Source organism: Novipirellula caenicola (assembly GCF_039545035.1).
Lineage (GTDB): Bacteria > Planctomycetota > Planctomycetia > Pirellulales > Pirellulaceae > Novipirellula > Novipirellula caenicola.
This window is the reverse complement of the sequence record NZ_BAABRO010000019.1, coordinates 91671-103713: the sequence shown is the minus strand read 5'-3', so window position 1 is coordinate 103713 and position 12043 is coordinate 91671. Positions and strand designations below refer to the sequence as shown.

11 protein-coding genes and 1 pseudogene are annotated in these 12043 nt (G+C 55.8%); 3 read left to right on the top strand and 9 right to left on the bottom strand.

The window, feature by feature from the left end:
* The first annotated feature begins 180 nt into the window (after positions 1-180).
* Together hmpA and ABEA92_RS26110 are read left to right on the top strand one after the other, a co-directional pair.
* Complete coding sequence (gene hmpA, locus ABEA92_RS26115) at positions 181-1428, top strand: NO-inducible flavohemoprotein (RefSeq protein ID WP_345687848.1); 1248 nt, start codon at positions 181-183, stop codon at positions 1426-1428.
* A gap of 122 nt (positions 1429-1550) precedes the next feature.
* Positions 1551-1883 carry a cupin domain-containing protein gene (locus tag ABEA92_RS26110; RefSeq protein ID WP_345687846.1) on the top strand — a complete coding sequence of 111 codons (333 nt, stop codon included), beginning with the start codon at positions 1551-1553 and terminating at the stop codon, positions 1881-1883.
* Here ABEA92_RS26110 and ABEA92_RS26105 read toward each other — a convergent pair.
* The 3 genes and pseudogenes from ABEA92_RS26105 to ABEA92_RS26100 all read right to left on the bottom strand — a co-directional run bounded on the left by ABEA92_RS26105 (position 1863) and on the right by ABEA92_RS26100 (position 2982).
* Positions 1863-1961 carry a hypothetical protein gene (locus tag ABEA92_RS26105; protein WP_345687844.1) on the bottom strand — a complete coding sequence of 33 codons (99 nt, stop codon included), beginning with the start codon at positions 1959-1961 and terminating at the stop codon, positions 1863-1865. The two genes, ABEA92_RS26110 and ABEA92_RS26105, sit on opposite strands and share 21 nt — an antisense overlap.
* Positions 1947-2078 (bottom strand): annotated as a pseudogene (locus ABEA92_RS31440) (DUF488 family protein, N3 subclade); the annotation flags it as partial. The pseudogene ABEA92_RS31440 and the gene ABEA92_RS26105, both read right to left, overlap by 15 nt.
* Positions 2053-2982, bottom strand: coding sequence for a DNA-3-methyladenine glycosylase family protein (locus tag ABEA92_RS26100; protein ID WP_345687842.1), 930 nt, complete (start codon positions 2980-2982; stop codon positions 2053-2055). The gene ABEA92_RS26100 and the pseudogene ABEA92_RS31440, both read right to left, overlap by 26 nt.
* A gap of 288 nt (positions 2983-3270) precedes the next feature.
* Here ABEA92_RS26100 and ABEA92_RS26095 point away from each other — a divergent pair, with 288 nt between their 5' ends.
* Positions 3271-4449, top strand: coding sequence for an Lpg1974 family pore-forming outer membrane protein (locus ABEA92_RS26095; protein ID WP_345687840.1), 1179 nt, complete (start codon positions 3271-3273; stop codon positions 4447-4449).
* A gap of 326 nt (positions 4450-4775) precedes the next feature.
* Here the strand turns inward: ABEA92_RS26095 and ABEA92_RS26090 are convergent, their stop codons facing one another.
* The 6 genes from ABEA92_RS26090 to ABEA92_RS26065 form a co-directional block, all read right to left on the bottom strand.
* Complete coding sequence (locus tag ABEA92_RS26090; protein WP_345687837.1) at positions 4776-5435, bottom strand: CPBP family intramembrane glutamic endopeptidase; 660 nt, start codon at positions 5433-5435, stop codon at positions 4776-4778.
* Between the two features lie 102 nt (positions 5436-5537).
* Complete coding sequence (locus ABEA92_RS26085) at positions 5538-6524, bottom strand: ABC transporter ATP-binding protein (protein ID WP_345687835.1); 987 nt, start codon at positions 6522-6524, stop codon at positions 5538-5540.
* A complete protein-coding gene (locus tag ABEA92_RS26080; RefSeq protein ID WP_345687833.1) occupies positions 6521-7540 on the bottom strand; it encodes an ABC transporter ATP-binding protein in 1020 nt (339 codons plus the stop codon). The genes ABEA92_RS26085 and ABEA92_RS26080 overlap by 4 nt, the downstream gene beginning before the upstream one ends.
* Before the next feature lie 105 nt (positions 7541-7645).
* Complete coding sequence (locus tag ABEA92_RS26075; protein WP_345687831.1) at positions 7646-8887, bottom strand: ABC transporter permease; 1242 nt, start codon at positions 8885-8887, stop codon at positions 7646-7648.
* A complete protein-coding gene (locus ABEA92_RS26070; RefSeq protein ID WP_345687829.1) occupies positions 8884-9813 on the bottom strand; it encodes an ABC transporter permease in 930 nt (309 codons plus the stop codon). The genes ABEA92_RS26075 and ABEA92_RS26070 overlap by 4 nt, the downstream gene beginning before the upstream one ends.
* Positions 9814-9834: 21 nt before the next feature.
* A complete protein-coding gene (locus ABEA92_RS26065; RefSeq protein WP_345687827.1) occupies positions 9835-11796 on the bottom strand; it encodes a peptide ABC transporter substrate-binding protein in 1962 nt (653 codons plus the stop codon).
* Positions 11797-12043: the final 247 nt, after the last annotated feature.

Below are 12043 nucleotides of genomic sequence, written 5' to 3'. Positions count from 1 at the left end.
TGTCTCGCCTTTTCCCTGGCTCTAAAAATCCGGTCTAGACGCCGAAAATGAGGAATCGCTAAATCTGCACCTTGACGTGCATGTTTTATTCTGTACCTTTTTGTGTATGTAATGCAGTTTATTCCCTCCGCCGGTTACCGGCAACCTTCCCACCCTTTTTCGCGTTAGGAAGCCACGCCCATGTTGAGTGACAAGACCATTCAAATTGTCAAAGCGATTACTCCGTTGGTCGCGGCCAATGCGGAAACGATTACTCGCCGCTTTTACACGCGGATGTTTGAAGGCAATCCGGAAGTGAAGGCCTTTTTCAACCAAGCTCACCAACATTCCGGCGGCCAGCAAAAAGCGTTAGCCGGAGCGATCTGTGCCTACTTCTCTCATATCGACAATCCCGCCGTGCTGATGCCGGCAGTCGAGTTGATCGCTCAAAAACATTGCTCGCTGGGGATCAAAGCCGAGCATTACCCCATCGTCGGCGAGCATTTGCTCGGGGCGATCAAAGACGTGATGCGCGACGCGGCGACCGACGAGATCATCGACGCGGTGGCCGAAGCGTATCAGTTTTTGGCGGACATCTTCATCGGCCGCGAAGGGGCGATCTATGAAGAGCAGCAGTCTGCACCGGGCGGCTGGAATGGTTACCGCAGCTTCGTGGTTGATCGCAAGGTTCCCGAGAGCGATGAAGTGATGTCGTTCTATCTGCGTCCTGAGGACCAAGGCCCGTTGCCGCCATTTCGACCAGGGCAATACATTACCGTCCACATTGAACACCCCACCACCCCGACGTCGCCTCGCAATTACAGTTTGTCCGAGCGTCCAGGCGTCGAGCATTTCCGCATCAGCGTCAAGCGAGAACAAGCACTTTCGCCTGATGCCCCCCACGGGTTGATCTCGAATCATCTGCACGATGAAATTCAACCCGGGCATATCGTCAAAGTGGGACCCCCGTGCGGCGAGTTCACCATTGATCCCGATTCGACCACGTCGGGACGTCCGGTGGTGTTGTTGGCGGGCGGGATCGGAGTCACACCGCTGTTGTCGATGGCCAAGTCCATCGTGCATGCCAATCCCGAGGCATCGATCTATTTCCTGCAGGCGGCTCGCAACAGTCGGGTGCATGCATTTGCTGATGAGATCGGAAATCTGGCGTCACTCAGCCCCAACATGCACACACGCGTGCTTTATGACTGTCCGTTGCCAGGCGATTTGGAAAACAACCGCTGCGACGGGGTCGGTTTTATCACGACCGAGCTGTTGCGTGAGTGGACGCCCTACCAAGACGCCGATTTTTACTTCTGTGGCCCCAAGCCGTTCATGCAAGCCGTCCACGCTTGCTTGCAAGAATTGGGCGTCGATGAAACTCGCGTCCGCTACGAATTCTTCGGCCCCAAAGAAGAGTTGCAGCAATCAGTCGCAAAAGTGGGATAGGCTTCCACGCGTCTTTAACTTCCGTCGGGCGGATCCAGTCGCGATAGCGATGCCGATCCGGTCGGTGCGAAGGGGACGGCAAATTCATTCCAGTGTTTGTACCCGAATTCGAAAATCCAATCATGGCAATCCAGCACGCGAAACCAGGGGAAGTGTTTGACGTCGGCCCGTTGGGCGACGCCATCGCCGACACCAAAACATCGACGCTACTGAAGACCGCGACCTTCGAAGTGTTGCGATTGAACTTACCCGCAGGCAAAGTCATCGCCGAGCACAAGGCACGCGGCGAGATCACGGTTCAGTGCATCGAAGGCCGCGTGACCTTTACCGCGATGGGCAACGCGAACGAACTGACCGCGGGCAAAATGTTGTTTTTGTCGGCGGCTGAGCCTCATGAGGTTCAGGCCATGGAAGATTCGTCGCTACTGGTCACCCTAATGCTTGCTAAAAAATAGCTCGCGGTCGCCGTGACCAAACCATTTGCGAAGTTGGTCGCTTGGCCCGATTTCCGTTGACCAATCGTCGAGATTCAAGTCTTCTTTCTTGACTCCTCACGGCCACAATCGATCAACCAAGACACGGAATCCCTTTGCCGATTTCGGTGAATCATAGACGCGCGCAAGCTCAATCCCCGGGGTTGGTTTCGACATCGAATCCTTCTGGAGGTTTCGCGGCAAGTTTGTTCAGCAGTAGATGAAAGTAGATCAGCCCCCCGAAACGCTGCCAACGCTGAAGCAGGCTGGCAACCCCGTCATAATCAAGTGACTCGGTCACTTCGAGCCACGCTTGCAAATTGTTGCGTCCACCGACATCATCGCCGGGGAAGACATGTAGTCGGCCCAGGCCACGCAGCATCGCGTACTCGGCCGACCAGCGTCCGATCCCGCGAAATTGACAGAGTGCCGCGACACATTCTTCGTCCGATAGAGGCTCGAATTGTGCGTACTCGAGTTCACCTCGACGAGCGACTTCGGCAAGGTTCAGTAGCGCCGTCGCCTTCTGTCGACTGAATCCAATCTGCCGCAGCTGCTCAACCTCGACACCGTGAAGGGCTTCCGCGTCGGGGAATGCAAATCGGCGAAACGGCGTCGTGTCAAACGGTTGCCCGTAGTGCTCGGCAAACCGATTGAGCAGCTGGATCCCTGACGCCAACGAGACTTGTTGGCAGGCGATTGCGTTGCAAAGGCATTCAAACAGTGATGCATAACGCGGAGGCCGCATGCCGACGAACGGCTTGGCAAGCTTCTGCAGCTGCGGGTGAATGGCGGCCAGTTGATAGAAGTCCTTCAGTTTGACGTCAATGCCAAGCAATCGCACAAGGGACGCGGTCAATTGCTTCTGAAGCCCCGCAAATGGATGGTCGGTATGAGCGGTGACGTACAGCCGTGGAGTCTCTTGGCGGCCGAGTTGCCTAACCTCCACCAAGATCGCTTGATCCCGCACCACGAGCACGCGGCGATAAACATCGCCATCCCAATCATCGATGATGTTCTCGGGGCGTCGACGCAGCGTCCAAACGGCAAGATCCAACCGGTACGGGGGCTTGGGTTTCAATGTGAACGTAATCAGCTGAACCGCTCCTGAAAAAGTGATTTGGCAAACTAGAACTTTTTCTGTAACCGATTGCTCATTGTTGACTCTGTAAGGGGGATTGCCAAATGAATCTTTCGCTTTGACGCTGAATTGTGCACTATCGCGCATACTCCCCAATCCGAGGTGTGCACCTGCTGTGAAGATAGCGTGGTCAACCAAGCTTCGCCTGCGATGCAAGCCAATCTGGTGTTGTTACGAGTAAGGATCCGATCAGAAGGGTAACACACCTTTCGCAATGGATTGCAAAGCATGACCACCAAGAAATGCCGACCCGTGGTCGGTTCGTCGGCCCTACGGATATTACTCGTTTTACTCGCATCGGTCGGTTTGAGTGAGACGATGGCTTTGGCCCAACAATACGCTGCTTCGTATCAATTTGGAGATGCTCACTGTGATTGTGATGCATCGGGCGGCGGTCAGCGATTACCGGCAAACTGGTTCAACACGCCGCACATCCCGTTGGATTCGACCGTCTACAGTACGCCTGGGCCCGTAGTCGGTTGTGGTCCAACGTGTCATCCAAATGCTGTCTCCGCGACAACCGCTTGCGACCCGGCGCCACGTAGCGGAACGCTATTGGGGGGATTCGAATTCATGTGGATGCGAGCCCATTTTGACCAAAACGTGGCGATGATCATTGACCCACCGGTGGGCAACACGCTGGTGCCGTTCTCATACGACTATGCATTGTCGTCTCGTACGTGGCTTGGTTGGCAATCGCTGAAGAGTGGGGGTGGATTTCGGGCGACCTATTTTCGTTTTGACGAGCAAGCCGACACCGAAGCGGTGACCGCGGTCACTGGCTCGACCCCGGTATTCGTGTATGTCTACGGTGCCGGCGGCAACTTGTCACGAAACGCTCAGGCTCAAGTCGGTGAAACAATGACGTCCAATCACGAATTGACACTGCAAGCACTCGATCTCGAAGCGACTCAGCAGTTCCGGTGGAACTCGCTGGTGGGAACGCTTGGCGGTGGGGTGCGAATCGCCAGTATCAAGCAATTCATGCGTGGCGATGTTCGCGATGCTGGTGGCGTGCTGCAAGAAGCGGTTAGTAACGATTTGGATGTCCAGGGAGCCGGTCCCACGGCATCGCTGCAGCTGCGACGCGGAATCGGCAGCAGCCGACTCGACGTGTACGGCGGACTTCGTGGTTCGTTGTTGATGAGCGAGACGACACAGAAGATCTACGAGATGAAGAACGTCTTTACCACCGAGCTCGAGGATGCGGCGATCCATCGCGAAGTCATCACTGCGATGGAGATGTCGCTGGGGTTGCAGTGGAATCAATCACTCGGTCGGCACTCGGCCTGGTTCGCCCGAGCCGGTTACGAAGGCCAAGCATGGTTTGATGTCGGCGGCCCCGTCGATTCATCAAGCACTCTATCGCTAGACGCAATCACCTTCGCCCTCGGACTGCAGTTTTAGTCCCACAATGCTCCATCGAAGTAAGGCAACGATGTGACGCAATCTTTTCATTGCGTTTGCACATTTTTAATGCGTAGCGGAAGTCGTCAAGACTTTCGATACAGCGCCAGTGCTCTCCGAAACTCTTGACGGAGTGTTGATTTAGTGAGCCGCGACGCGTCAGCGGCCGGGTCCCACGCGATACCCGTCATTACGGCCCACGACTCACCATTGCGACTTGCATTTGGATTAAATCGACAAGTCGTCAAGGCTTTCGATTCACCGCCAGTGCTCTCCGAAACTCTTGACGAGTTCCGCTACGAAGGCTTCCGCCTGCCTGCTATGCACTAGGCTTCGTTGGCGTCGTCTGATTCGTTGCGTTTGAATCCGGGGCTCAGCAGTTGGACGGCGTCGTAGGCAGCGTGAGCAGCGATGGGGATCAGTAGATTCTCGGTCCAAAGCAACAAGGCACCAAAGTACAGCCCCATCGCGGCGGCCAACACGACGTACAGCCGCGTGATGGGATGGACCATCCCAAATGCGATCGATGATCCGATCAACGCCGCACCCCATTCGACCGGGCTAGGCGACGCATCGCCGCCGCCAATATTCGCAAGCCAAGGCAGCAGCCAGCCGCGAAACAGCAGTTCTTCGCCCACTCCGGCGCAAAGACTGATCACGACCAATTCGGCACGCCCGAGACTTAGCAGCGTGCGGATCATGCCGTCATCGCTGAGCCGTTCCAGTTCGCGAACCGGTTCCCAGGGGATCTTACGAATCAATGCGATGACCAGCAGCATTGGCACCGCGGCGGCACAGCCATAGGCGAGTCCCGAGCCGATTGTTCGCAGATTTTCGAAACCGCCATCGGGGATCATGGCTCGCGGATCGGGGCCGAGGGCCCATCCCAGCAGAAGTGCCAACAGCCCAAGCGACGACTCAAAGATCACTGCCGTTAAAAACAGGTCATTGGGCGACTGGTCGAGCGTTTCTTCGTGTTCATCCATACCGAAAGCGTACGCGGCGGGTGCGATTTAGGCACCCCCGGATGCAGGAATTCCGTCAAGAATGCGGCCGAATGCTGGGATGAGACAGTAGGAACCTGTTGCCTACGATGTCTCGGGACAGCGAACGTGGCACGCGGCCGCGTGGGCTTGATCGCCCAAATTCGGTCGTATTTCGCGGCACTTCTGTTCGGCGATCCAGCATCGGTCGACAAACGCACAGCCCGGATACTCGCGATCCGGCGATGGGACTTCGCCTTCGAGCACGATTCGGTCCCGTGTCGCCGCCACTACAGGGTCCGGCACCGGAACCGCCGATAGCAACGCTTCGGTATAAGGATGAGTCGGCGATCGATACAGGTCGGCCGCGTCGGCAAGTTCGACCATTCGCCCCAAATACATCACCCCAACCCGGGTCGCGATGTGCCGAACGACGCTCAAGTCGTGAGCGATGAACAAGTACGACAGTCCAAGTCGCTGCTGCAGTTCCATCAACAAGTTGATGATTTGGGCTTGGATCGAAACGTCCAACGCAGAAACAGGTTCGTCACAGAGAATCAATTTAGGCTCGACCGCAAGCGCACGGGCGATCCCAATCCGCTGACGTTGACCACCGCTGAATTCGTGGGGATAACGATTTAGGAAGCGTGGGTTCAGCCCGACCAATTCCATCAAACGAATGACTTCGAGTTTGCGGTCGCGGCCTTTGGCCAAGTTGTGCACCACCAATGGTTCACCAATGATCCCGCCGACGGTCATGCGAGGGTTCAGCGATGCGAATGGATCTTGAAACACCATTTGGACTTGTTGGCGAAATGGCAGCATCTCGCGATCACCAAGCCCAGTGATATCCGATCCGTTCAGCCGGATGGTCCCGGCGGTGGGTGGCACTAAGCCAATGATGGCACGCGCGGTGGTCGATTTTCCGCACCCCGATTCGCCCACCAAACCCAGCGTCTCGCCTTCTTTGATTTGGAACGAGATATCGTCGACGGCGCGAATCACCCCTCGTTCCGGACGGAACAACGATCCACGGCTAAACGGAAAGTGGACTTTTAGATTTTGGACTTCAAGCAATGGACTTTGGCTCATTGGGTCACCTCGTAATCGCGAGGCGTCGCGTTTTCAACGTCGACGATGCATGCCGCCAATCGGCCTTCGCCCGCGGGTGCAAGCGGTGGATCGATGGTGGCACATTTGTCAATCGCGTAGCGGCAACGTGCTCGAAAGGAACATCCCTCAGGGACGCGTGCCATGTCCGGCGGTTGGCCAGGGATCGCTTGCAACAAGTCACTTTGCTCTTGATCAAATCGAGGCAACGAATTCAATAGCCCCAACGTGTAGGGATGTTTCGGCTGGGCAAACAAATCGTTCACCGAAGCCTTCTCGACCACGCGGCCGGCGTACATCACCAACACGCGGTGGCAAACGCCGGCGACCACGCCAAGGTCGTGTGTGATCAACAAGATGCTGGTGCCGCGGCGTTTCTGAAGATCAGCCAGCAAATCCAAAATCTGAGCTTGGATGGTCACGTCCAGTGCCGTTGTGGGCTCATCGGCAATCAACACATCGGGCTCACACGATAATGCCATCGCGATCATCACCCGTTGCCGCATCCCGCCACTGAATTGATGCGGGTAATCTCGCAACCGTTTCGCGGGCGAGCTAATCCCGACCAATTCAAGCATCTCGACGGCGCGGCTGCGAGCTTGTTTTTTGGTCAGTCCCAAGTGCAACTGCGTGATCTCGCACAATTGCTGCTCGACCGTCATCAGCGGATTCAGCGCTGTCATCGGGTCTTGGAAGATCATCGCGATCTTTCGTCCACGAATCGTTCGCAATTGCGATTCGTTCATCTTCAGCAGATCGCGACCACCATACATCGCCGAGCCGCCGTCGATGCGTCCTGGCGGTTTTGGGACCAACCCCATCAACGCCAAATTGGTGACGCTTTTACCGCTGCCGCTTTCGCCAACAATCCCCACCGTTTCGCCGGGGCGAATGTCAAACGACACGCCGCGAACCGCGCGGACGATGCCGTCGTCGGTTTTAAAGCTAACCTGCAAATTTTCGACCGAAAGGATCGGTGAATCGTTGGATTCGGGCATCAAATCTAAACTCTGTCGGAAAAGGGGTCTGACCCTCTCTGAAATGGTAATGTCATAAAAGTGGATTGCTCTCTGCAAAGGGTCAGACCCCTTTTCGGACCGCAACTAGTCCCGGTTTTTCATACGAGGATCCAGTGCGTCACGAAGTCCGTCACCGAGAAAGTTCAACGCAAACAAAGTCGACGCAAGCGAGAGGCCTGGGAAAACCACAACCCACCAAAACAGCTTCACGCTCGATAACGCTTCGACGCCATCGTTTAGTAGCAGTCCCCACGAAACATCGGGGGGCGCCACGCCCAGACCGAGGAACGACAAGAAGGCTTCGAACAGCATCACCGAGGGAATCGTCAGCGTCAGGTAAACGATCACGATCCCCAGTACATTGGGCACCAGATGGCGAAAGATGATCCGTGGCGGGGATGCCCCCACGGTTCGCGCCGATTCGACAAATTGTTCATGGCGAAGCGATAGGATCTGGCCCCGAACCACTCGCGACATCGTCAACCAGTAGATCGCTCCGATAATGATGTAGAAGATCGTGATTTGGTCGATTCCAATTCCGTCGAGCTTTTTCTTGACGCTGTCCTCGCCGAGAAACGTGACCAGAAAGATGACGACAAAAATAAACGGAATCGAATACATCATGTCGACGATCCGCATCATCACGGCATCGATCCAGCCGCCGAAATAACCTGCGATCGCGCCGTAGCTGACGCCGATCAACAAACTGACCAACGTCGCGACGATGCCGACGATCAGCGACACCCGGGCTCCCCAAAAGACACGAGCCAACAGATCGCGGCCGAGGATATCGGTGCCGAAGATACTGGGGATCGCATAGTCGCCAAACAGGGCCACTCGAGCTCGGGTGAGTTGCCAGGAAACCGGGCCGAGTTCGTTCCAAAGTTGGTTAAAGGGGTGTTCGACTTGGTAGCGTTCATCGATCGCAAGGATCAATTTCGCTCGTTCTTCGGGATCCGTAGCGGCATCAAGCGATTGCTGAAGCGTCGCGATTTCTTCATTGAATGCCGCCAACTCGCTGGTCAAGCGTCCGTCCGCAAACTTCAGTCCTTCGCGAGACCCCATGACCATGGGGTGTAGGTTGGGTGACAAAAACCGGCGGTTGTTCAAATCCTTGTCGATCGGACTTTGCAGCGGCAACAGCGGTGTCAGTAGCGCCATCAACGCCAAAACAACCAGGAATCCCATCGACGCCATCGCTGTTCGCTTACGACGCAGCCGTTTCCAAGCATCCTGCCATAGCGAGACACCATGGATTTGGTTGGACTCGGCGAGCATCTTTTCAAGCAGCTCGCGATCGATTTCTTTTTTCTCAGCAACACTCATTGCAATTTCACCCGTGGATCGATGACCGAGTACGAGATGTCCACAAGCGAATTCATGATGAACAAGATGACGGTGTAAGTGAGCACCATACCCATTGCGAGTGTGTAATCACGCTGGGTCGCGGCGTAAATGAAATGGCTGCCCATACCAGGCAATGCGAAGATCTTTTCCAGTACCAACGATCCTGTCAAAACGCTGGCCGTCGCTGGTCCGAGATACGAAACCACGGGCAACATCGCACCGGGCAACACATGTCGCGTGATCACGGTGTGTCGTGGCAAGCCTTTGGCAAACGCGGTGCGAACATGGTCGCGGGTCATCACCTCTAACATCCCCGCTCGCGTCAGCCGCGCGATGTAAGCGGCCACCGGAGCTCCGAGGCATAGGGCCGGCAGCGCGACTTGCCGTAGCGTCCCCCAGCCGCCCGCGGGAAAGAGTTGGATTCCGAACACGAACAGCAGGATCGCCAAACTGGCGAGCACAAAGTTTGGGATCGCGATTCCTAGCACTGCAGCCGCCATCATGCTCACGTCAGCAAACGAACCACGATAGACCGCCGAGACCACTCCGGCGGAAACGCCCAAGACAATGGCGAACACCAAAGCGAAAATCGCCAGCGATGCCGAGACGGGAAAACCTTCGGCGAGCACTTGGTTGACGCTGTAATCCTCTAACCGGATGCACCAACCCAGGTCAAATCGCGTGACAATCCCCACTAGATAATCGACGTATTGTTCCAGCGGCGGCGCGTCCAGATTGTAACGTGCCTTTAATTGTCGCTCGATCGCCGGCGGCACATTGCGTTCGCTACTGAACGGATTTCCCGGAACGCTGCGCATCAACACAAACGACACGCTGTAGACAATCCACAACGTGATCAGCATCCAGCCGAATCGTTTGATGATGTAGCTAAGTAAATCTCGCATGCAAATCCTTTGTGGACCTTCTTACTTTCGATACTCGAGCAAATGCAACGGATGTAAGTCCTGGGCCGTTGGAAAGAACCCTTTGACGTTGGGTTTGACCATATTGATCGAGGTGTAGAAATAAATTGGAATCACCGGCATCTCGTCGACCCAGATTTGTTCGGCGCGTTGTAGCAATTTCATCCGTTTCACGGGGTCGCTTTCACGTGCCGAATCGGCAATCAATTGGTCGTACTCTTTGTTGCTCCAATTCGTGCTGTTCTGCGGCCCGTCGGTGACCCACATGTCCAGGAACGTATTGGGGTCGGGGTAATCGGCAATCCAGCCCGCTCGGGCGATGTCGTAATCTTTTTGCTGCGTCTTATCCAGAAAACTGCCCCATTCCATGTTTTGCAGTTCAATTTTGACGTTCAGATTGTTCAGCAATTGTTGCTGGATCACTTCGGCGATCGCGCGATGCCCTTCGCTGGTGTTGTACAGCAGCGTCATCTTGGGAATGCCGCGACCCCCGGGATAGCCCGCCTCGGCGAGCAGTTGTTTCGCTTCTTCGATGTCGGGATTGATGCCCACTGCACTTTCGTAAAGTGCAAGCCCCGGAGGCACGTTTGTGTAGGCCGGGATTTGCCCCGACTTGGTGACTTGCTCGACAATCTGAACGCGGTTAATCGCCTTGGCAATGGCACGACGAATACGAGGGTCATCGAGCGGTTTGCGAGCCACGTTCAAACGATAGAAGTAGACTGACAATTGAGGCGCGGTGATAAAATCGTCACGCGTTTTCAGTTCTTCCAACAAGGCGGTCGGCGGATCGGTCACCCATTGAATTTGCCCGGTTTCGTACATGTTCAGCGCCGTGTTTTGGCCTTCCATCGAAAGGAAGTCGACGGTGTCAAAACCGTTGGGATTGACCGCATGGTAGTCTTCGTTTTTGACCAATCGCAATCGATCACGCAAACGACGAAACCCAAGTTTGAACGGTCCGTTGGTGACAATGTTCTCGGCCTTGGTCCACAATGGCGATCCGTAGGTTTCCACGCACTTTCGATTCACTGCGAACAACGGATAGTAGGCCGCCAGATTGGGAAAGTAGGGAACCGCGTCCTTCAAATGAACAACGAAGGTGCGATCGTCGGGCGTTTCTAAGCTGCCGAGTTTGCCAAAGGCGACCATCACAGCGTGACATCGCTGAGTGTTTTCATCGGCGGCCGCTGAGTCCAAGTCAACGGTAAAGGTTTGCGATTGGACTTCGCCATCCCACAACACGTTGCCATCGGAGTCTTCCTTGGCGACGTCGACGCGGTAGACCCATTGTTGTTGCCAATCGAGCATTGCGTTTTCACGTTCTTCGTCGCCGAGATCGTCCGCCAGTTCGGGTTCGGGCGGTTTGACGATCTCGCGAAGCGTTCCATACAGCATCGTGCCGCGAGGGAAATTTTGCTGGCTCGATTCCGTCGGCGTATCAAGCGGGCGGTCCCACAGTTCGACTTCGACGCGGTCACCGACTTCGACCAAACCGCTGGCGTATTGTTCGGCAAAGGGCACCGCGTACAGCTGGAAGGTGTATTCGCAAGCGGTTTCCGGGTGCAGCATCCGCTGCCAACTCCAGGCGAAATCGTGACTGGTCACCGGGGTGCCGTCGGTCCAAGTAGCGTTCTCGCGTAGATGGAAGGTATAGGTGCGGCCGTCGTTGGAAATCTCATACGACTCGGCCACGCCGGGCTGAGGCGACATCGGCTGCAATCCCGTCACCGGATCGGGATCGCCCTCGGGCATCATCGTCAACAGTCCCTCGAACAACGCGAAGATGATCCGGCTTTCGATGTTGCCTGTCGCCCGGGCGGGGTCGATGGTCTTGGGATCGCTGCCGTTTTGAAGGCTGAAATCGGCGGGTGGCGTTGCGTCAAACAAGGATGCCCACGCGACAGCGGCGACCACGACAAGGCAGGCGACGATCAGGAAAGCACGGCGAACTTCGGGAGGCACGCGGGGAATCTCCAGTACGAAAAATAACGGTCTGCCGCGAGATTCTAACCGAGATTGCCGGTTTAATGGGACAGCGTTTTTTTGCGACGCGTTTCGAGCCGTATCCTCGCGATCGACGCGTCGCTTTAGGGCGGCTGCAAAGCACTACGCCATGGCTGGGGCAAAGTTGGCAACGTTGTCATCAAGACATTTTTTGCCCGTCATTCCTTGTGAAAACAAGTTTTTTTCGCTCGGGGGCTGCCGAATC

What these genes read in the sequence shown, in the direction of transcription:
- ABEA92_RS26095 (WP_345687840.1), top strand. Translation starts at nt 3,271, where the DNA reads ATGACCACCAAGAAATGCCGACCCGTGGTCGGTTCGTCGGCCCTACGG.
- ABEA92_RS26070 (WP_345687829.1), bottom strand. Translation starts at nt 9,813, where the DNA reads ATGCGAGATTTACTTAGCTACATCATCAAACGATTCGGCTGGATGCTG.
- ABEA92_RS26110 (WP_345687846.1), top strand. Translation starts at nt 1,551, where the DNA reads ATGGCAATCCAGCACGCGAAACCAGGGGAAGTGTTTGACGTCGGCCCG.
- ABEA92_RS26090 (WP_345687837.1), bottom strand. Translation starts at nt 5,435, where the DNA reads ATGGATGAACACGAAGAAACGCTCGACCAGTCGCCCAATGACCTGTTT.
- hmpA (WP_345687848.1), top strand. Translation starts at nt 181, where the DNA reads ATGTTGAGTGACAAGACCATTCAAATTGTCAAAGCGATTACTCCGTTG.
- ABEA92_RS26085 (WP_345687835.1), bottom strand. Translation starts at nt 6,524, where the DNA reads ATGAGCCAAAGTCCATTGCTTGAAGTCCAAAATCTAAAAGTCCACTTT.
- ABEA92_RS26080 (WP_345687833.1), bottom strand. Translation starts at nt 7,540, where the DNA reads ATGCCCGAATCCAACGATTCACCGATCCTTTCGGTCGAAAATTTGCAG.
- ABEA92_RS26075 (WP_345687831.1), bottom strand. Translation starts at nt 8,887, where the DNA reads ATGAGTGTTGCTGAGAAAAAAGAAATCGATCGCGAGCTGCTTGAAAAG.